This window comes from Paenibacillus sp. alder61, from assembly GCF_020179875.1.
GTDB lineage: Bacteria > Bacillota > Bacilli > Paenibacillales > Paenibacillaceae > Fontibacillus > Fontibacillus faecis.
Window position 1 is genome coordinate 210,145 of record NZ_JAIUDG010000002.1, and the last position, 20,177, is coordinate 230,321.

Sequence of the window (20,177 nt, forward strand, 5' to 3'; positions counted from 1 at the left end):
ATCGATGAAACAGGGAAGCAGACACCGATTTTATTTGCACGAGGCCGAGCGCGAGAATATGCCGGGGCCGGATACATGCGGCGACTTTATGCCGTTCTACCATCAGGGAATCTTTCACTTGTACTATTTGCACAAGTACTGCGTTTATGAAGTGCTCACGACCGATTTCGTTCATTACGGAGAGCCGCGGATGGCGATCCCTTGCGGAAGTCCGGAGGATCAGGATTGGCATATCGGCACGGGGAGCGTCGTGGAACGCGAAGGAGTTTTTCATTTTTACTATACGGGATTCAACGAGAGCTACCGGGACACGCCGGGCAAGCATGAACAAGTGCTGATGCGGGCCATCAGCACCGATCTCATCCATTGGGAGAAGGACGCCTCGTTTCACGTGGCGCCTGACACGGAGCATTACGGCGGGTTGCATTGGAGAGATCCCCAAGTGTTCTGGAACGATCAGGAGCAGGAATATTGGATGGCCGTGACGGCGACCGAGAAGGACGCGGATCACAACCGCGGCGGGTGCACCCATATTATGAAATCTTCCGATTTGGCGAACTGGCGTGCCGGAACGGCGATCTATGCTCCGGGAAGCTTTGCTACGCATGAATGCCACGATATATTCAGGATGGGCGATTGGTGGTACATGGTCTTCTCCAATTATACGCGCTGGTGGGAGACGCGTTATCGGATGGCTCAAAGTCCGAAGGGGCCGTGGATCACGCCGGCGGTCGATGATATGTTTGACGGCCGGGGCTTTTACGCCGCGAAAACGGTCTCGGACGGAAAAAAACGCTATCTGGTCGGCTGGCAGGCCTTCCGCACCGGTATGGACGATAGGAAGCCGTACCAGTGGGGAGGAAGCACTCTGGTGCACGAATTGGTACAGCGTCCGGACGGCACACTCGGCGTAAAGCCGGTACAAGCTTTGGAGGATTCGTACCGTAAAGCGCTGCCTCAAGCAACCGTGGCCCGCCGCGGGACTTGGACGGTTGAAAACGGGATACGCGGCCGTGAACCTTTCGGTTTCGGCTGGGTTGAAGTGGCAAGAATGACCGAAGCTTGTCTGGTTAGAGCGAAGCTAAGCTGGACACCGGAGACCCTCGCTTGCGGGCTCATGCTGCATACCGAGGGAGAGCGGCTTGAGAAATGGTGCCAGGTTCGGCTGGAGCCTTCAAGGAACAGGGTGATTTTTGACCGCTCCAACAAGTTTGATGGGGATCAGCAGTTTGTCGAAGAAAGGTATGTTCCGTTAGCGGGTGAGCATGAGGCGGAAATTAAGGTAATCACAAGCGGAAATATTGTGGTCCTTTATGTCAACGATACGGCGTTGGCCGCCCGAGCTTACGATTACCAACCCGGAGGGCTGGGGCTCTTCGTCGAGCACGGGGAAGCGGTCTTCACGGAGCTGGACATCATGGAATAGCGCAGACTGAGGGAAGGGACCGGGCGTAGGTATTTACGTCCGGTTTTCTGCGTTCCTCTGAAGGCTGTCTTGGCGACTTTTTCTACCCGATCCGGTACAATATCGGATAGAGGTGGTTTTTTCGATGCTCTCAACCAACGACTATTATTTTCTCAAATTAAGGCAGGTCTATCGCCACTGCCCCAATCATCAAGAGATTCCGGTGTCCTCCCAGGAACTGGCCGGAATTTTTGTTTGTACGCCCCGCAACGTCAAGCTTATTGTGAACAAGCTGGTCGAAGACGGATTGCTGGATTTCAGACCGGGGAGGGGGCGCGGGAATACGTCGAAGCTGATTTTTTACCGGGAATTCGATTCATTTCTGCTGTTGAAAACCGAGGCGCTTCTGAAGGAACAGGCGATCGGCGAAGCTCTTGAGCTGGTGAAGGAATTTGGTGAAGGGACGGAAGCCGATCGTTTTCTGGTAGGCTGGGTGAACTCTTTTTTCGGCTACAAAAAACTTCAAGCCCCCCATCAGGAAGCCCAAGACGCGCTCGTTATCCCGATTTACCGGACGATCACGACGCTGGATCCCACTCGGGTGATCTTTGACTCGGATGCGCATCTGATTATGCAAGCGTTCGATACTTTGGTGAAATACGACGCGGAGCGCGAAGCCTTCTCGGGTGCTTTGGCGCATGCCTGGGAAACCAATGGATCGTATACCGAATGGCTTTTTCATTTGCGAAAAGGCGTCGTTTTCCACAATGGCCGGCCTCTAACGGCCGAAGCGGTGAAGCAATCCTTCGCCAGATTGTTCGATTCTCCGCACCGCTGGGTGGTGGACGACATTGACGTGATGGAAGTGAAGTCGAGGCATGCTCTGCTGTTTCGGCTGAAACGCCCCAATGCCTTGTTTCTGCATTTTGTCGCTTTCACTCCCGCGTCGGTGGTGGATACATCCGGGATTTCCGATGGCTTTGTGAGATTTTCGGTGGGAACGGGACCCTTTGTCCTCGAAAAAATAACACCGGACCACTGTATTCTGTCCGCCTTCGATGCTTACTACGGTTACCGGCCCCATTTGGACCGGATCGAGGTGGTCCGGGTCTCGGAATATTTCAAGGAGAGTTTGGACGGATCGGGGCAGTTGTTTATGAATTTGGGGGAAGGGCAGCTGCCTCCGTTTCCCACCCGGTTGGGCCAGTCGGAAGCCCGGTATTCCGGAACGAATGTGCTGACGCTGAACATGCGCAAGAAAGGCCCGCTTCAGAACAAGTCGTTTCGCCGGGTTCTCGACCGGATGATCGACCGCGAGGCACTGTTGGCGTTGGGGGGAATCCGGCATGAGATCGCCTGCGGCTTTCCTTTTAGCGAGACGGCGGGCAGGGCGCGGAATGTGAACGCGAGTACCTTGTCGTCCGCGGCAGATTGGGGACAAGAGCTGCGGGACGCGGGATACCTGGGGGAAACGCTGGTGCTTACGACTTATCAACGGCATGAGCCGGATGCCGTATGCATTCGCGAGACCTTACTCCGCTATGGGGTGCGGATTCAGCTGCAAATTTTGGATTGGGCCGACGTCCCGAATCCGGAAATCCTCCGGCGAACCGATATGCTTCTTTTTGAAGCGACACCGCACGAAGGCGTGATTTCGCTGTTTGACCTGTTTTTGTTCGAATGGGGGTTCATCTATCCGTTCCTTGATCCCGAGCACAGGCACAGGCTGGAGGACTACGTCAACCGCCTCAAAAACGAAGAGGACCCGGCGGCGCGTTTCCGTGAGTACAAGGAGATGGAGCAGTACTTTGCGGATGAAGGGGCCATGCTGTTCCTCGTACATAAAATCATCGATATTACGTACGATTCCTCGCTGGAAGGCGTGGCGTTCACTTCGCGGGGCTGGGCGGACTTCCGGGAGCTTTGGTATAGGCACGAACAGGTGCAGAACGAGCAGGCGTAAGGCGCGGACAGGAGTAAAGTGTAGGCAGGGGTAAGGCGTGAACAGGAGTAAAGCGGGCGGGTGTAGAGCAGGCAGGTTTAGTATGAACTGGGGGAAAGATGAGCAGGAGGAAAGAAGGACAGGAGAGCGGTGTGAACAGGAGTAAAGCGCGGGCAGGGGTAGTCGAAGTGGGGGAAAGATGAACAGGAAGAAAGACGGACAGGAGACCGGTGTGAACAGGAGTAAAGTACGGATAGGTTTGTAAAGCGTGAAAAGGGTGCAAGGTTTGATCTGATCAGGCGTAAAGCACGAACAGGTGTAAGGGTGGCGGGGTGAAAAAGGGCGGACTTGAACCGAGAGCTGACATAAGAAGCGCACTGGAACGAAAAAGATGCAAATCTGCAGGAATTTTTTGATTTGAACGGTCGGGAACAGCAAATTCCTGCAAATCTGCAACAATTTCCGGGACTATTCGCCGATTTGGCTCGTCCTGCCGAAAAAACCTGCAGATTTGCAGGTTTTTTTAATTTTCGCCCGAAACGCGGGAAAAAGCCTGCAGATTTGCAGGAATTTTTAAAGCCAGCCAATTGCGGCAGAACATCGTGGAAGAATATATTGACAATTGGGTACAGATCATATAGTTTAATGATAGTGAGTACTAACAAACGTTGATGGCAGACAAATACGACATCCAACAAACCAACCAAACAAACAAAAGGAAGGAGGAAGGAGGAAGGAGGAAGGAGGAAGGAGGAAGGAGGAAGGATCCACTTTGCCAACCAAATCATCTGTTAACAAAACGAAAGACAAATTAATGACCCAGGCCATAGAGCTGATGGCCGAGAAAGGGTACAAGGGCGTGTCGACGAAGGAAATCGCCGCAGCCGCCGGGCTTAGTGAGATGACCCTGTTCCGGAATTTCGGCAGCAAGATGAAGCTGCTGGAAAGCGCAATTGACCGTTACCATTATTCCGTCGAGATGTCGAAAATTTTTGAAGAGAACATTCAGTGGGACCTGAAAGCGGACCTGGTGATGATCGGCCGGATGTATCATGAAATGATGGATCGAAACCGCAAGTTGTTTCTGATTGTTTTAAGGGACGAGGAATTGAAGGACATACGCGAAAACGCACAGAAGCATCCTTTGACGCTGCTAGAGCTCCTTAAGAATTATTTTCAGGAGATGCAGCATAAAGGGAAGATGATTCCAACGGATGCGGAGGCCCAGGCTATTCACTTTATGTGGATGAACTATGGAGCGTTTATGTCCAGGCTGTTAGGGGGGCCGTCGATGTCCCGGTTCTCTATTTCGGCTTTTATCGAGTCCAGCACGGATTTGTTTGTCAGGGGTTTAAAGCCGTAGCATATGGTTTGCTATAACCAACGAAATAAGGAGAGGATTCCGAAATGAACAAATACAGTCATATCGACCTGCGGGTCACCAGTTGGGAGGCGGCTTCCCATTTTTACGAAAGCCTGCTGCCCGAGTTGGGATTTACGCAAACTTATCATAGTGCTGATTGGAAGGTGTTCGCCGGGGAGGGCGTGCTTCCGGACGTACCTTATTTTGCCATTACCGAGGACCCTGAGCATCAGCCGAACGGGAATCTGATCGGCTTTTGGGCGAGCGGTCGTGAGGAAGTGGACCAGATCGCCGAGTTGGTTACACGGAGCGGCGGGACGATCAATGCCGGTCCGCAGCTTTTTCCGATCAGTCCGACCTACTACGCCGTCTATTTCGAAGATCCTTGCGGAAACAAATACGAGATGGTGCACCGATTGAATTAAATTGGCTTTAAGAACAGCAAACGGCAGCCAGGCTTATAGCCCGACTGCCGTTTTTTGCTGCGAGCGGTCAACGAAGGCCAGCATGAATCTAAGAAATGTCCACCAATCTGAAAATTTTACAATTTTTCAAATAAAGCGTTTACATTATAATGAAGCCAGCTTAAGCGAATCGAAAAGAACAATGAATCCAGGTAAAACAAAAGGGAGGAACAAACATGGTCATGAAGAGGAATTGGTTTCTTCTATTAAGCTCATGGCTTCTGATCATCGCTGTGGCTTTATCGGGCTGCGGCGGAGCAAACGGCGGCAGCGGGACGACCCCGGCCGCGACGAACGGAGCGCAGGAGTCCGGCGGCGGCGGAAAGGATGCACCCGTTTCGGGAGCGGATGACAAGGAACCGGTCACGTTGAAATACACGTTCTGGGGGAGCCCGCAGGAGAAGAAAGCGGTGGAGGAGGCGACGAAAAAGTTCACCGAGAAATACCCCTGGATCACCGTCAATGCCGTTCATATTCCCGAAAGCGATTATGACGCCAAAATTACGGCGATGGTCGCGGCCAATGAAACGCCGGATGCCGGTTATGTCCATGGCGAGCTTGGGGAAGCGTGGCAGAAGGAAGGGAAGTTCATCAACTTCAACGACATGTTCGCCAAGGACCCGGAGTTAAAGAAAGAAGACTTCCTCGACTATATCTGGTTTAACGGGGACGACCCGAACTACACTTGGGGAATCAGCACGGCCGGCGAAACGTTCGGGCTATTTTACAACAAGGACCTGTTCGAGGCGGCCGGAGTAGAGACGCCGCCGGCCAAGGCGGAGGAAGCCTGGACCTGGGATGAGTTCGTGGAGGCCGCGAAAAAGCTGACAATCGACAAGAACGGGAAGAACGCGTCCGAACCGGGCTTCGACAAGGACAACATCAAGCAGTTCGGCGTCTCGTTCGAGAACTGGTACGGACCGGTCATGGCGCATATCGTCAACAACGAAGGCGATCTCGTCTCCGCGGACGGGACTAAGTTTGCGCTCGACCAGCCGGAGGCGGTGGAGGCGCTCCAGAAGTTGGCGGATCTGATCAACGTCCATCACGTCGCGCCGAATCCGGTGCAGGCCAAGTCGATCCCGTCCCAGGCGGTCGCCCTGCAGTCCAGATTGGTGGCGATGAGCATGCACGGCCAATGGATCAACCTGGACCTCGGTGCCGCGAAAGTGAACTATGACGTCGGCGTTCTGCCGAAAATGAAGCGGAGCGTGGCCATGGGCATCAGCGGTGTGAGCGCGATGTTTAAAGCCACCAAACATCCGGAGGAAACGTGGCTTTTGACCAAGTTTCTCGCCGACCCGTCCGGGGCGCTGAATCTGTATCGGGATGGGCTCTGGATGCCGACGCTCAAAAAGTGGTACACCGATCCCGAGCTGGTGGCCCAGTGGGCGGAGAACAACCCGGCGCACCCGGCGGGCTTCAAGGACGCGTTTATGAACAATCTGCTGAACAACAGCACCCCTTCGCCGGTCTACTATGTAAAAAACTTCGGCAAGGTCAGCTCCCTGGCCTTCTCCGCCCTGGATCCGGTATGGCTCGGCAAGCAGAGTGCGGAACAGGCGATGAAGGAGGCGGCCGCCAAGATTCAGCCGGAGATTCAGGGACGATACGATAAAAAGTAGATGGAGCAAGCCGGACCGGCGCGCTGCACGCCATATCACGATATGCGCGCCGGTTCTTCGGCGGAAGGAGATAAACCGATGAAAACGTTGGCTGATGCGCAACACACGATCACACCCGCCCCTGCCCCCTCGGAAGGGATCCGAAAACGCAAACGAACCGAGCTGAAATACGGGCTGCTGTTCGCTTCGCCCGTGCTGCTTGGCTACCTCGCCTTCGTGCTCGGGCCCCTGGTCATCACCTTCGCTCTCGGGTTTACCGAGTACAGTATGGTCGGCACCCCGAAGTTCGTCGGGCTCGACAATTTTACGAGGCTGTTTACGGGCAAAGAGCCGCTCTTTTACGACGCCGTCGTCAGCACGTTTTACTACGTGATGGTCAGCGTTCCGCTCGGCATCGGCTTTTCGTTCGTGCTCGCCTTGCTGCTGAACAGCAAGATCAAGGGGAGGGCTTTTTTCCGCGGCTTGTTCTATTTACCCGTCATCATCCCGCTCGCCGCATCCTCAGTGATTTGGCTCTGGATGCTTCAGCCCGACTTCGGCGTCGTCAACTATGTGCTGGGCCTGTTCGGAGTCCCGAAAATCCCCTGGCTGTCCTCGGACTCGACGGTGATTCCGACCCTGATCCTGTTCAGCTTGTGGCTGACGGGGAACACGATGGTCATCTTCCTCGCCGGTCTGCAAAATATCCCCTCGCATTTGTACGAAGCGATCGAAGTGGACGGAGGAAATACGCTGCACAAAATTTGGTACATTACGCTGCCGATGAGCTCGTCGATTATTTTTTTCAATACCGTGATCGGGTTCGTCAACGCCTTTCAGACGTTCGTGCAGCCGGCGGTGATGACGCAGGGCGGCCCCAATAACGCGAGCTATCTGATCGTTTACTACCTGTTCAAGGAAGGATTTCAGTTTACGAAATTCGGCACGGCCAGTGCGGCCGCGTTCCTGCTGTTCCTGATCATTCTGCTGTGCACGGCGGTTCTGTTCAAATTTTCGGATTCACTCGTTTATTATGAAGGGCAGGAGAGAGGAAAATGAAGCTGCGCGCGTTTGCCAGACGTCTGGCGTTATACGTGATTTTGTCCCTGGGCGGTCTGCTGTTTGTATTCCCCTTCTATTGGATGCTGCGGACCGCGTTCATGGGGATGGACGGACTGTTTCAGATTCCGCCCGCGTTTGTCCCGAAGTCGTTCGAACTCGATAACTTTGTGGAGGCGCTGTCCAGCAATCCGTTCGGCCGATACTTCTGGAACAGCACGGTCGTCACGGTGCTCTCCATCGCGGGAGTCGTCCTGTCCAGTTCGCTGTGCGCCTACAGTTTTTCGCGGATTTCATGGACCGGGCGGGACAAGGTGTTCGGTTTTATTCTGACCGGGCTTATGCTGCCTTTCTTTGTCGTGATGATTCCGCATTTTCTCGGATGGAAGTTTCTGCATCTGACCGATACGCTGGTTCCGCTCATCGCACCGGCCTGGTTCGGCGGCGGCGTGTTCAACATCTTCCTGCTCAGGCAGTTCTTCCTGACGATTCCCCGCGACATGGATGAGGCGGCAAAAATGGACGGTGCGGGTCATTTCCGGATCTACTGGAACATCATTATGCCGATCAGCAAACAGTCGCTCATCGTCATCGGGATGCTGACCTTTCTGGCCAACTGGAACGATTACCTGGCTCCCATGGTGTTCATTTCTTCGGAAAAAAATTACACCCTGATGCTCGGTTTGACCCTATTCCAGGGGACTTACTCGGCCCAGTGGCATCTCATGATGGCGGCGACCGCGATCATCGTGCTGCCTTCCTTGATCGTGTTTCTCATCGGCCAGCGGTATTTCGTAGAGGGCATCGCGATGAGCGGCGTCAAGGGATGAGTGAAGGTTGACCCCTCACCGCTTTATAATGATTAAGCAGTCGTCATAATCCTGTCCGTTTCGCACCGTTCTTTCTATATAATGGGGCTAAAAGGAGGGAGTAGGATGATGCATGTTCTGTTGGTGGACGACGAACCCGGTCATGTTCTCGGTTTCAGCAAGCTGCTGCAAAGGCTGAAGCCGGACGTCGCCGTCAGTTCGGCACGAACCGGGGAAGAGGCGCTGCGGCTTTGCGAAGCCCGGATCTTCGATCTGATCTTCACGGACATTCAAATGCCGCGAATGAACGGGCTTGAATTTATGGAACGGTTGGAACCGGGCCAGCGGGGGAAGGTCGTTGTGCTGAGCGGGTACGATTTTTTTGAATACGCCAGGAAAGCGCTTACGTTCGGCGCGTTCGATTATTTGCTGAAGCCGGTCGACGCCGGAAGGCTGGAAGAGGTGTTCCGCCGGGCGGAGGCGCTGAATGAGCGGGAGCGGCTTGAGCGGATGAGGCAGCAGGAGCTGGCGGCGAGGATCGACCGCATGGAGCCGGCCTACAGCGGGAAGCTGCTCCAAGCTTGGGCGGATGGAAGTCTGGAGGCCGAGCGGATGACGGAGCTCCGCGCGCTGCTCCCTTTTACTGGCCAGGGCGCGGCCTTATCGATCCGGAGCCGGTCAAAGTTCGGCCGGGTTGAGGCGGGCGAACTGCAGTCCCTCCTCGGACGGCGGGGAGGACAAAGCTTTTGCTTTGTCAGCGAGCAGGACGAGCGGGAAGTGATTTGCCTGCTCGGCGGCGATTCGCCGTCGGCGGCTTGCGAGACGGAGGCGGCGGAAGTGGAGGCCGTGATCGACGAGCTGGCGGGACGCCATGGCTCGGGAAGCCTGGCCGCCGGGATCGGAAGCCGGCGGGAGAGCTTGCTCGCGGAGGCGCATCTCAGTTTGCGCGAAGCCCGGCTTGCCTTGCTGGAGCGGTTTTATGAGGAGCGGATAAAGGTGTTCCCCGCCGGAAAATCACGCCTGGACGACAGCCGGCACCCGGTCGTGCCGACGGCCGCCGAGTCGGCCCTGGCGGAAGCGCTGCGGGCCGGCAACGAGGCGGCGTTGAAGGCGGCGCTGCATGCGTGTTTTGACCACTGGCGGCGCCCTCCTTTTCCGCTGCCGCACCGGCTGCGGGCCAAGTGCAAGCTCCTCCTGATCAAGCTGCTGGAAGGCCACGAGGTGCTTAGGGAGAGCGGGACCCATGAACATTTCCTTTGGGAAATTGACGAGGTTTGCGACCAGGCTTCGGGTTTTGCGCAGCTTGAGGAAGGCTGTCTGGAGGTGCTGCGGAAGGCCGTCCGTACGGTGGCGACGTGGAAAGAGGATCGGCGAAACCGGCTCGTCCAGCAGTGTCTGGATTTTATCGATGAGCGGTATGCGCACGATATTTCGCTGGAATCCACGGCGGAACGGTTTGGGCTTAGCCCGGGATATTTCAGCCAATATTTCAAAAACAAGCTGAACATCAATTTTACGGCCTACCTCACCCAGGTCCGGCTCAGCAAAGCCAAAACCTTTCTGGAGCGGGAGAACAAGCGGATCTACCAGGTGGCCGAGGCGGTCGGATATTCGGACGTGAAATACTTTAACCGCGTCTTCAAAAAAGAGTTCGGCATGACGCCGGAGGAATACCGCAAAACGCTCCGGCTGCTGCAAGGAAAGCGGGGCCGGTCGCCGGAATGATGCCGTTCTTCCGCCGGTTCGCCCGGCTAAAATTTCGCACCAAGCTGATCGTCTACTATGTTCTCCTGATCACCCTCCCTATGATCCTGATCAGCTACGCCTATTACCGGACCAGTTCGGACATTATTCTCAAAAATGCCAGCGACAGCATGCGGGAGGTCGTGAAGAAGAACAATCAGTACAACGACATTGTCCTCAACCGGATCAAGGATCAATCGCTATCCCTTCTGGCGGACCCGGATTTGTTCCGGCTCTTCGACAGACCCCGGCCCACGGATCTGCTGGAGCTTCTTCGGATGGACCGGGAGGTGTCCGAAATTTTGAACAAATATTATGCCTCGGAGCCGGGAATCGGCAGCGTACAGCTGGTGACCAGCTATTACAGCTTCGGCGGCATGGCTTCGTCGACGTCCCGTCCGACGTTCGTTTCCGTAAGGCCCGAGAAGCTTCACGCTTCAGGGGTGTATCAGCAGGCCGCGCGGGCGGACGGCAGGCTGATCTGGGTCCCGACCTACGATTTCGCCAAGCAGTTCGATCAGCAGGAGCTGGCGGACATGGATCCCGGGTACAGGTACGTGTTTTCGGCGGCCCAACTGCTCAAAAGTTCCATCGTGCAAAACGGAGTCGTCCACAGTTGGGGAGAACGCACCGAGAATCCGCTGCTGCTCATCAACTTTAACGAGAGCTTCTTCCGTTCCTCCCAGGTAAGCGGAAGTGCCATCGAGGGCGCAACGATGTACGTCGTCTCGGAACGGGGCGACATCGTGGCTCATCCGGACGGCGGGAAAATTGCCCGTACGGAAGCCGCGGATTGGCTGAAGGCCGCGGTGCGGACCGGGACGGGAACGTTGGTTTCGCGCGTGAATGGGGAGAAGGTGCTGATCTGCTACGATACCTCCGAAATCACGGGCTGGCTCAGTGTCCTGGTTGTCCCCTACGGCAGGTTGATCAGCGATTTGCCGCTGATTCACACCTACAGTTTGTATATCGCGGCCGTATTAATCGGGGTTTCCGTGGCGGTGGCGTACATGATTTCGGGCCGGCTTACGAAACCGATCAAGAAGCTGCTGGTGGCGATCCAGTTGACCGGCAGCGGCGTGTTTTCCACCAAAATTCCCGAGCAGGACGATGTCGAGTTCGGCATTTTAATCCGGAAATTCAACCAGATGAACGAGAAGATCAGCGACCTGATCGATGAAAACTACAAAACCCAGCTTCGGGAGAAGGAAGCGGAAATCATGGCGCTCAACCTGCAGTTGAATCCGCATTTTCTCTACAATACGTTGAACGTCATCAACTGGATGGCGCTGGAACGGAACGAAACCGCGATCAGCCAAATGCTGGTCAGCCTGTCGACCATGCTTCAATATACGGTCAAAAACAAACAGGAACTGGTGAGTTTTGGCGATGATCTGATCTGGCTCAAAAGCTATCTGCACATTATGGAGATGCGGTACTTCGGCGTGTTTGAAACCCGGTACGAGCTGGACGAGATCCCGCTGGACTGCCGGGTGCCGAAAATGTTCCTTCAGCCGGTGGTCGAGAACGCCATCATCCATGGTTTTTCCTCCGTTTCGAACGGAGGCTTGCTGCGCATCGCCGGGCGGGATGCAGGGGACCGCCTGGAATTTATCGTGGAGGACAACGGCAGGGGGATGGAAGCGGAAGCGCTGGAATCGCTCTGGCGTCCTGAAGCGGCCGGGGTGGGCCTGAAGAACGTGAATAACCGGATCAAATTGTTGTATGGCGAATCCTACGGGATGCAGGCTTTTTCGATTCCCGGGGGAGGGACGCGGATGAAAATAACGCTGCCGAAACAAAGCGGGATGGAAAGGCTGCCGGAACCCGGAAAGGAGGTGATGCGGAGGTTGGGCGAGCGATAGAAACGAAGGATCGGATAAAGGGAGAGGGCTGTTCTGGTAAATTGCGATTAGATGAGGAGGAGCGGCGCATGAGAGGACACGGCTTAGGATTGGCTAAACCTTTGAAGGTACTATTCGGGGTAGTTGTCGCCAGTACGCTGGCTTTCGTTATCCCCCAAGCGGCTTCCGCCTACACGCTCTCCAATGGCGACTTCCGGGTGACGACCGGGGAGCATGGCGAGATCACGAACCTGCAAATCGTCGGGGATCGTTTTCCTACGAATTACGTGATGAACGCATCCAACGCCCCGCAGCAAAACACGCCGGACCATCAGTGGCTGGGTGAATTAATGTTTAAGTACCGGCTGAACAACGGCGCCTGGACGACCGCCTGGACCAACCGGTCCGCCGACGGACGGACGCAGAGCCAGAACGGCAACACGGTCAACGTGACGTATCAGAATTCCAGCCATCCCGAAGGGATACGCAATTTTAAAGTCGAGCAATCCTACGCTTTGAACGGGGATCATTTGCGCTGGGCGATCAAGGTGACGAACACGAGCGGCCGGACGCTGGAAATCGGCGATTTCGGCTTGCCGCTTCCTTTTAACGAGTATTGGTCCGGAGGCAACAATGAACAAATTTACGAGTCCCGGGTCGTGACCCATTCCAACGTGGCGAACAACAATTCTTACATCACCGTGCAGCGCCCGAGCGGTATCGGCGACACCTTGCTGATGGTTCCCGATTCCACAACCGGCGCCGGATTTGAATATATGGACAACTGGCGGGTCGAGGAGCATCCCGGAAGCAAATGGGCCGCCGATCAAGGGGGCTGGTCCGAGGGTTTGACCGTGTTTTATATTCACTCCAACGTCATCAAAAGTACAAACCGCGGTTACCTGCCGAATACCAGCCTGATTTTGAAACCGGGCGAGAGCAAAACGTACGCCTTCAAGTTTTTTAAGGCCGCAAACGAGCAGGCGGTGAAGGATCGGCTGTACGAGGAAGGCCTGATCGACTTCACGGTGGTTCCCGGCATGATTGTGCCGACGGATCAAACCGCCAAGTTCAGCTTGCGGACGAAAAAGCCGATTCGCTCGGTTCAGGCGCAGCATCCTGCGCAAACGACGCTTGAGCCGATCGGTACGGAACCTGGAGGCCATCATTTGTACTCCCTGCGTCTCGGTAAACTCGGGACGAACGACATCACGGTCCACTACGGCGACGGCGAGAAAACGGTGCTGCAGTTCTACGCCATCGAGCCGATTGCCGATGCGCTGCAGCGCCATGCGACGTTTATGGTGGAGCATCAGCAGTGGAATGTTCCCGGAGACCTGCGCGACAAGGTGTTTGACGACTGGATGATGCAGACGAACTCGAAAAGAAATGTTTTTAACGGGTATTGGGGATGGGGCGATGATTGGGGGCTCACGCACGGGCAGTTCCTGGCCGAGAAAAACGTGCAGAAACCGGTCGCCTCGGAAATTATCGCCGTGGATGAGTATCTGGAGACCGCGATCTGGACCCATCTGATGAACGGCCACCACGAGGATTATTTGATTCACGATTTCCTGATGCCTGAGCCGAACACGACGCCGACCTACCGGGGTTACGCTTATCCGCATGTGTACAACACGTATTTCAGCATGTACAAAATCGCGAAGCTGTACCCGGATCTGGTGGAATACCAACACCCCCGGTCCACGTACTTGCTTCGGGCCTACAATATTTTCAAGGCGCTGTATGAAGGACCGGTCGCCTACAATTGGAATACCGGGCTCATGGGCGAACTGTCGACGCCGGACATCATCAAGGCGCTGCAGGACGAAGGCTACACGGCGGAAGCCAACGATCTGAAGAACAAAATGGCCACGAAATACAACAATTTCAAGAATACGACATATCCTTACGGATCGGAGTACAACTACGACAATACCGGCGAGGAGTCGGTTTATACGTTGGCCAAGATGTACAACAATCTTTCGATGATGGAAAAAATCAACACGAAGGTGCGGGCGACGCGCGGTCATATGCCGCTGTGGTATTTCTACTCCGTCCCCGTGACGATTACGGGCGAGCCTTGGTGGAACTTCCAATATACGGTCGCGCTGCAGGGCTACGCGATGGACGATTGGGTCCGTAACCATTCCAAGCAGCCCGAAGTGGAGCAGCGTTTGACCTACGCCTCGAAGATCGGCAATGTCAGCGCGATCAACTCCGGGCAAATCAGCTCCGATCCGGCCGATATCGGCGCGGTGGCGTGGACCTACCAGATGACCAAAGGCAATCATGGGGCCCTTGGCGTCGGAGGCGGGCCGCTCTTTAACGGTTGGCGGGGGATGTCCGGGGAAGCCGATCTCGGCTTGTGGGGCGCGATCCAAATTTTGAGCGCCGACGTGGCGGTCGACCCGCTTTTCGGGGTGTACGGCTACGGCGCGGAGGTGACGGATGAGGGTAGCCGGTACGTGGTCGTTCCGAAAGACGGCGTCTTCCAGAAGCTGAATCTGATCACCGAGAAGTTCGGCATGGTCATGGAGCGGGATAAGTACACAGAGGCAGCGGTTTCGAAGGCGAAGGACGGTATCCGGTTTACGCTCGCGAGCGCAACGCCGGGGACGGCGCATACGACGCATGTCACATTTACCGGTCTCGCGCCGGGCTCCTACGATATTCTGATCAACGGCACCAAGGCGGGGACGGTGAGTTCGGTCGGCGGTAAACCGGCCGTGGCCGCGCTGTCGATCGGCGAGGCCGCCCGGTACGAGATCGAGCTTCAACAAGGCGACGGACCCGGGGAGCCGGAGCAGGTTGATCTGGCCCTGTCGGCGACGGCATCCGCCTCCTATGTATCCCCGTGGGAAAGCCTTGCCGGACTGAACGACGGCTATGAGCCGGTCCATTCGGCCGACCGCGGCCACCCCGTTTACGGAAACTGGGACAATCCGGGGACGACGCAATGGGTCCAATACGATTGGAACGAGAACGTGACGATCGACCGGGTGGACGTGTATTGGTTCGACGACGATGCCGGGATCGACCTGCCGGCGTCTTACTCGATCCAATACTGGAACGGGTCGGCCTGGGCGGAGGTCGGCAATGGATCGGGTTACGGGCTGCTGCCCGACCGGTACAACACGACCACCTTCGCGCCGGTAACGACGAACCGGATCCGCTTAAACGTGAAGGCCAAAGAGGACTTCTCCACGGGCATCCAAAGCTGGCGGGTTTACGGACCTCAGCTGTAACCTCATAGAACCGGGGCCTTTCCGGGTTGGAAGGGCCCCGGTTATTTTTGTTTCAGGGACGATTGCAGCATATCGCAAGAGGCCGATCCTCCCAGAGAGCGAGGCGGCCCCTTTTCTAAACCGGATACCTGTGGTAAAATATAGGCGTATTTTTGGAAAAGCAGGTGTTAAACGATGTATATTCGTCTTGTCAAACTGGTTAGGGAACTCCGCTCCGTACAACTGTTCACGATGAAGCATTGTGCGGAGCTTAATCGGGGAATCGTCTAGATTCCATATTCATCGGGTTATAGCTTAGCGTTTAAAAGCGTGCGGATCGATACGCTTATTTAAATGCGGCTACAATCCGAGTGAATGATTGATTAAAGGGCCATGGACAATGCTTTTGTCCGTGGCCCTTGTGTTTGGTTCAAGGCTGTGCCATTCGCGGCAGCCAACCCAAAAGAGCAGAGGGCCGGCGTCTTGTTGACGCGGTTCCTCCGCTCTTTTTTATTTTGTTAGGGAAGAGAGGAAATACGTAATGAGTTTATTGGAAGTTTACGATTTGACGCACCGGTTTACGGACAAAACGCTATACCGAAATGCCGGATTGCAGCTGTTCAAGGGGGAGCATATGGGCATCGTCGGCCAGAATGGAGCGGGTAAAAGCACGTTGATCGACATTTTGACCGGGGCGCTGATCCCGGATTCCGGCACGGTGAAATGGCAGCCGGGTCTTAAGGTGGGGCATCTGGACCAGCACGCCGAGATCCGGGGATCGGACACGATTCGGGCCTATTTGCAAACGGCTTTTGCCGAGTTATACGCCTTGGAGAGCCGATTGAACGAGCTCTATGCGGAGATGGCCGCCTCTGGCGAATACGACAAGCTGGAGCAGGCGGCCAAGGTTCAGGAGAAGCTGGAGTCGGGAGACTTTTATCACGTGGACAGCCGGATAGACAAGGTGGCTCAGGGACTCGGCATTCAGGCTATGGGGCTTGACCGGCCGATCCGGGAACTGAGCGGGGGGCAAAGAGCGAGGGTGATCCTGGCCAAGCTGCTGCTGGAGGAGCCGGATGTGCTGCTGTTGGACGAACCGACCAATTTTCTGGACCAGGAGCATGTGGACTGGTTGGCCGGGTTTTTGGCCGGTTTTGACAGCGCGTTTATCCTTGTCTCCCATGACTATCATTTCTTGGATAAAGTCACAACCTGCATTTGTGACATCGAGTTTGAATCGATCCGGAAATATACGGGCAAATACAGCGATTTCGTCCGTCAGAAGGAGCATCTGCGGAAGGATTACTTACGGCAGTATCACGCGCAGCAGAAGATGATCGAAAAAACCGAGGCCTATATCCGCAAAAATATCGCCGGAGTCAACAGCCGCATAGCCCAAGGGCGGCGCAAACAATTGGAGCGCGTGGAACGGCTGGCCCCGCCGGCTTTCGCCCATAAGCCTTCTTTCTTCTTCAAGGAAATTCCGCTTACGGGGGAACTGGCCCTTTCGGTGAAGGGGCTGCAAATCGGCTATGACCGGCCGCTGCTGCCCGGGCTGAGTTTTTCGGTGGGAGGTGGAGAAAAGGTGGGGATTACCGGCTTCAACGGGATCGGGAAATCCACGCTGCTCAACACGCTGATCGGACGCATTCCCGCGATCGGCGGACAATTTCGGTTTGCGGAGAGCGTGCGGATCGGGTATTTTGAGCAGGAACTGGTTTGGGAGGATCTTGAAACTACGCCGATTCGCCATATCGCGGAGCATTACCCGCGAATGCCGGAGAAAGAAATCCGGCGCAGTCTGGCGCAATGCGGATTAAACGCGACGCTCGCCGCCCAGGCGATCGGCACGCTCAGCGGTGGGGAGCAGTCCAAGGTCAAGCTGTGCCGACTGGTGCTTTCGCCGTGCAATTTCCTGATTTTGGATGAGCCGACCAATCATTTGGACGCTGAGACCAAGGAGGCTTTAATGGCGGCTCTTACCCGGTTTAAAGGCAGCGTGCTGATCGTATCGCATGAGCATCCTTTCTACCGGGGATGGGTGGACCGGGTGATGAAGATCGAAGGTTAAAGTTAAGGCTGCCTAGTCAGGCGGCCTTATTCTTTCGGCTTGGTCTTATACACGCAATCTTTATTCGGTCTGGACTATTAGCCATCCAATATATCGTGAACGCAGACAGGGGATCGGATATGTCTCCTGAACCACTGCCGGGTATATAGAATTCCTGCGTATATGCATGTTTTTTTCTTGCTCAGACCGAAAATTTTAAAATTCCTGCGATTCTGCAAGAATTTTCGACGAAACCGGCTCGATTCGCTTAAATCGTTAGAAATACCTGCAGATTTGCATCTTTTTTCGCATCCGCTCGTAAAACGGCCTAAATACCTGCAGATTTACATCTTTTTGGAGTTCGAAGTGCGCTAGTGAAGTGAATTTGGAAGGTGTGAAGCAGCCTTGCGGTTACATTTCCGGAGCATCATGCGTGTCTTTTAAATTTTACATAAAATCTCTTTTCAGGAGGTTATTTGGGCGAATCTGTCGAAAGAAAGTAATACCACTTTGGGTTGGTGCGGACAATGCCGGGGTGGGATCCGCAATAACGGTCGCCAGTGCACAGCGGACGTATCACATAGATATTTGAATTTACAGGAGTGTTCGCTTTGGAGTTGATCCGCAAAATTGAAGAACTCCGGTCTGAATTGAATAAACTCGCTGTGTATAAACGCCTGGCCGACCGGGAATTGGTCAGTCTGAGTCAGAAGCTTGACCGGCTGCTGAATGAGTTTCAAAAGGACCAGCAAGCGAAATAAGCAGGCAAAGGGAGTCCGCGTTTTGCGGCTCCCTGCTTCATGGATAAAGTGCCGTTGCAGCTAGCCCGGATCACTATTCGCCGCGATTCTTGACGGCGGAAGAGAAACGGTCGAGCGCTTCCTTCAGGAGATCCTGCGGACAGGCCAGGTTGATTCGCAGGAAGCCTTCGCCGTTCCTGCCGTACAGCGAGCCCTCGTTGAAAGCGATTTTGGCTTCCTTGTACATGAGTCGTTTAAGTTCCGCGGAAGAGAGACTCAGCTTCCGGCAATCCACCCACAGCAGGTAGGTGCCTTCGGACGGGACCGGGGTCAGCTCGGGAAGGTGCTCGTCCAAATACCGGACGGCAAACTCCTGGTTCGCTTTTACATAGCCGAGCAGCGCGTCCAGCCAATCCTCGCTTTCGTTGTACGCCGCCATCGTGGCGGACGGGCCGAAAAAGTTGACGGATCCGATGCCCAAAGCCTCGATCATCCGATCGAACTTTCGTTTTAGCTCCCGGTTGGAAATGACGGTAAACGAGGTTTGCAGCCCCGGGATGTTAAAGGTTTTGGAAGGGGCCAGACAGGTGACCGTTCTTTCGGCAAAAGCTTCGGAAAGGGAAGCGAAAGGAAAGTGACGATGCTCCGGCAATACCAAATCGCAATGAATCTCGTCGGCGACGACTTTGACATCGTATTTCACGCAAAGATCGCCGAGACGTACCAGTTCTTCCTTCGTCCAAACCCGGCCGCCCGGATTTTGCGGGCTGCACAGCAGCAGCAGCTTGGCGCCATCCTTCATCAGCTCTTCCAGCCGGTCGTAATCCATCTCATACCGGTTTTCCTTCAACAGCAGCGGGCTCTCCGCCAGTTTTCGTCCGTTCTTCAGAATCACGTCGTAAAAAGGGTTATAGACCGGGGACTGCAGAATCACCGCGTCTCCAGGTTCGGTTAGCGACTGTACGGCGATGCTGAGTGAAGGAACAACGCCGGGAGAATCGGTCAACCATGCGGCATCGATGTCCCAATGGTGTCGTCGCCGGAACCAGCCCGTAATCGCCTGCACATATTCTTCGGTTCGGATCGTGTACCCGTAGATCGCTTGGGCGGCTCGTTCGTTTACCGCGCGTACGATCGCCGGGGCGCATTTGAAATCCATATCGGCTACCCACAAGGGAAGGACTTCGGGATCCCCGAACAGATTCTCCCCCTGGTCCCATTTATAAGACAGCGTCCCCCGGCGCAGGGTGCGTTCGTTGAAGTCATGACTCATCGGTTGCATACATCCTTTCGAAGGTTGGTAAAAAAGGACGCGAACCAGACTCTGGTCCGCGCCAAACCGTAAATGATGTTTGTTATGAGTTGTAACCGTCCACGACAAGCTCAAGCTCTCCGGTAGTGGAGTCGATGAGCATGCCGTGAACCGGTACTTGGGGGGGAAGCAGTGGATGATTTTTCACAATCTCCACAGTATGAATTACCCCTTCTTTTTCGTTATTAAACCCGCGAAGCCATTTTCTAAGTTTGATCCCCGAGTTCTCCAGCGTGCTCAGCACGTCCTGGGAAATGCCGCGTTCCTTCATGGAATCGATCATGCGCTCGGAATTCAGCGCGGCCATCCCGCACCCCGTGTGGCCTATAATGTAGACCTCCTGGGCTTTTAGCTCGTAAATGGCCACGAGCAGACTCCGCATGACGCTCCCGAACGGCTGGGAAATGACGGCGCCCGCGTTTTTGATGATCTTGGCGTCGCCGTTGCGCAAGTTCATGGCTCTGGGAAGGAGCTCGACCAGCCGGGTGTCCATGCAGGTGACAATGACCATTTTTTTCTCCGGAAACTTGTCCGTAATATAGGCCTCATAATCTTTGTTAGCTACGAATGTGCGATTGTACTCCAGAATGGATTGAAGCTGACTCATCGCTGATC

At 55.1% G+C, this 20,177-nt stretch carries 14 protein-coding genes and 1 pseudogene; 13 read left to right on the top strand and 2 right to left on the bottom strand.

Annotation, left to right across the window (positions count from 1 at the left end; translation table 11 throughout):
* The first annotated feature begins 4 nt into the window (after positions 1-4).
* From LBW89_RS02925 to LBW89_RS02980, 13 genes and pseudogenes are all read left to right on the top strand, one after another.
* Positions 5-1,426 carry a GH32 C-terminal domain-containing protein gene (locus LBW89_RS02925; RefSeq protein ID WP_148452330.1) on the top strand — a complete coding sequence of 474 codons (1,422 nt, stop codon included), beginning with the start codon at positions 5-7 and terminating at the stop codon, positions 1,424-1,426.
* A 124-nt stretch (positions 1,427-1,550) separates the two neighbouring features.
* Complete coding sequence (locus LBW89_RS02930; protein ID WP_148452332.1) at positions 1,551-3,368, top strand: ABC transporter substrate-binding protein; 1,818 nt, start codon at positions 1,551-1,553, stop codon at positions 3,366-3,368.
* A gap of 793 nt (positions 3,369-4,161) precedes the next feature.
* Positions 4,162-4,710 (top strand): TetR/AcrR family transcriptional regulator, encoded by a 549-nt coding sequence (locus LBW89_RS02935; RefSeq protein WP_412066985.1) that lies wholly within the window; start codon positions 4,162-4,164, stop codon positions 4,708-4,710.
* A gap of 44 nt (positions 4,711-4,754) precedes the next feature.
* A complete protein-coding gene (locus tag LBW89_RS02940; RefSeq protein ID WP_148452334.1) occupies positions 4,755-5,135 on the top strand; it encodes a VOC family protein in 381 nt (126 codons plus the stop codon).
* A 215-nt stretch (positions 5,136-5,350) separates the two neighbouring features.
* Positions 5,351-6,799 (top strand): ABC transporter substrate-binding protein, encoded by a 1,449-nt coding sequence (locus LBW89_RS02945; protein WP_225038422.1) that lies wholly within the window; start codon positions 5,351-5,353, stop codon positions 6,797-6,799.
* A 78-nt stretch (positions 6,800-6,877) separates the two neighbouring features.
* Positions 6,878-7,837, top strand: coding sequence for a carbohydrate ABC transporter permease (locus tag LBW89_RS02950; protein ID WP_148452336.1), 960 nt, complete (start codon positions 6,878-6,880; stop codon positions 7,835-7,837).
* Positions 7,834-8,667, top strand: a complete 834-nt coding sequence (locus tag LBW89_RS02955; protein ID WP_148452338.1) for a carbohydrate ABC transporter permease — start codon at positions 7,834-7,836, stop codon at positions 8,665-8,667. Before LBW89_RS02950 ends, LBW89_RS02955 begins: the two co-directional genes overlap by 4 nt.
* 105 nt (positions 8,668-8,772) lie before the next feature.
* A complete protein-coding gene (locus LBW89_RS02960; RefSeq protein WP_170287082.1) occupies positions 8,773-10,371 on the top strand; it encodes a response regulator in 1,599 nt (532 codons plus the stop codon).
* Positions 10,368-12,254, top strand: coding sequence for a sensor histidine kinase (locus LBW89_RS02965; RefSeq protein ID WP_148452342.1), 1,887 nt, complete (start codon positions 10,368-10,370; stop codon positions 12,252-12,254). The genes LBW89_RS02960 and LBW89_RS02965 overlap by 4 nt, the downstream gene beginning before the upstream one ends.
* A 68-nt stretch (positions 12,255-12,322) precedes the next feature.
* Positions 12,323-15,037, top strand: a pseudogene (locus LBW89_RS02970) (DUF5695 domain-containing protein); the annotation flags it as partial.
* A gap of 72 nt (positions 15,038-15,109) precedes the next feature.
* The gene (locus tag LBW89_RS27655; protein WP_338114598.1) at positions 15,110-15,481 is read left to right on the top strand and encodes a discoidin domain-containing protein; all 372 of its coding nucleotides are present in this window, start codon (positions 15,110-15,112) and stop codon (positions 15,479-15,481) included.
* A gap of 520 nt (positions 15,482-16,001) precedes the next feature.
* Positions 16,002-17,531, top strand: a complete 1,530-nt coding sequence (locus LBW89_RS02975; RefSeq protein ID WP_225038424.1) for an ABC-F family ATP-binding cassette domain-containing protein — start codon at positions 16,002-16,004, stop codon at positions 17,529-17,531.
* Between the two features lie 590 nt (positions 17,532-18,121).
* The gene (locus tag LBW89_RS02980; RefSeq protein WP_211373285.1) at positions 18,122-18,271 is read left to right on the top strand and encodes an aspartyl-phosphate phosphatase Spo0E family protein; all 150 of its coding nucleotides are present in this window, start codon (positions 18,122-18,124) and stop codon (positions 18,269-18,271) included.
* Between the two features lie 73 nt (positions 18,272-18,344).
* Here LBW89_RS02980 and LBW89_RS02985 read toward each other — a convergent pair whose 3' ends face one another.
* Complete coding sequence (locus LBW89_RS02985; protein WP_148452348.1) at positions 18,345-19,523, bottom strand: MalY/PatB family protein; 1,179 nt, start codon at positions 19,521-19,523, stop codon at positions 18,345-18,347.
* 82 nt (positions 19,524-19,605) lie between these two features.
* Positions 19,606-20,169, bottom strand: coding sequence for a beta-class carbonic anhydrase (locus LBW89_RS02990; RefSeq protein WP_148452350.1), 564 nt, complete (start codon positions 20,167-20,169; stop codon positions 19,606-19,608).
* Positions 20,170-20,177: the final 8 nt, after the last annotated feature.

Coding starts and splice junctions, on each gene's coding strand:
- LBW89_RS02925 (WP_148452330.1), top strand. CDS start 5: ATGAAACAGGGAAGCAGACACCGATTTTATTTGCACGAGGCCGAGCGC.
- LBW89_RS02930 (WP_148452332.1), top strand. CDS start 1,551: ATGCTCTCAACCAACGACTATTATTTTCTCAAATTAAGGCAGGTCTAT.
- LBW89_RS02935 (WP_412066985.1), top strand. CDS start 4,162: ATGACCCAGGCCATAGAGCTGATGGCCGAGAAAGGGTACAAGGGCGTG.
- LBW89_RS02940 (WP_148452334.1), top strand. CDS start 4,755: ATGAACAAATACAGTCATATCGACCTGCGGGTCACCAGTTGGGAGGCG.
- LBW89_RS02945 (WP_225038422.1), top strand. CDS start 5,351: ATGGTCATGAAGAGGAATTGGTTTCTTCTATTAAGCTCATGGCTTCTG.
- LBW89_RS02950 (WP_148452336.1), top strand. CDS start 6,878: ATGAAAACGTTGGCTGATGCGCAACACACGATCACACCCGCCCCTGCC.
- LBW89_RS02955 (WP_148452338.1), top strand. CDS start 7,834: ATGAAGCTGCGCGCGTTTGCCAGACGTCTGGCGTTATACGTGATTTTG.
- LBW89_RS02960 (WP_170287082.1), top strand. CDS start 8,773: ATGATGCATGTTCTGTTGGTGGACGACGAACCCGGTCATGTTCTCGGT.
- LBW89_RS02965 (WP_148452342.1), top strand. CDS start 10,368: ATGATGCCGTTCTTCCGCCGGTTCGCCCGGCTAAAATTTCGCACCAAG.
- LBW89_RS02975 (WP_225038424.1), top strand. CDS start 16,002: ATGAGTTTATTGGAAGTTTACGATTTGACGCACCGGTTTACGGACAAA.
- LBW89_RS02985 (WP_148452348.1), bottom strand. CDS start 19,523: ATGAGTCATGACTTCAACGAACGCACCCTGCGCCGGGGGACGCTGTCT.
- LBW89_RS02990 (WP_148452350.1), bottom strand. CDS start 20,169: ATGAGTCAGCTTCAATCCATTCTGGAGTACAATCGCACATTCGTAGCT.